1 pseudogene is annotated in these 261 nt (G+C 62.5%); it reads right to left on the reverse strand.

The window, feature by feature from the left end:
- A pseudogene (locus ACMUOY_RS11420) lies at positions 1 to 261 on the reverse strand (nitronate monooxygenase); the annotation flags it as partial.

Raw genomic sequence — 261 nt, forward strand, 5'->3', positions numbered from 1 at the left:
GGTGCACAGGCAGGTCTTGTCCATCACCGAGATGTTCTTGCCGTCCGGGTGCAGCGCGATCTCGCGGTTGTAGGCGGTGATGTAGGCGCAATTACCCTTGCCGTCGAGCAGGTAGCCATAGGATTCGCAGCCGGGGCGGATGCCCGAGCCGATCGCGGGCGAGCTCTTGAGCATGCGCATCGGGTAGCCCGTCGGCGAGACGGTGTTGACCTCGATGTCATCCTCGTTGGCCTTGAAGTATTCCTGCTTGGTATCGGCGGG

The organism is Candidatus Skiveiella danica (genome assembly GCF_022705245.1).
GTDB classification, from domain to species: domain Bacteria; phylum Pseudomonadota; class Gammaproteobacteria; order Burkholderiales; family Burkholderiaceae_C; genus Skiveiella; species Skiveiella danica.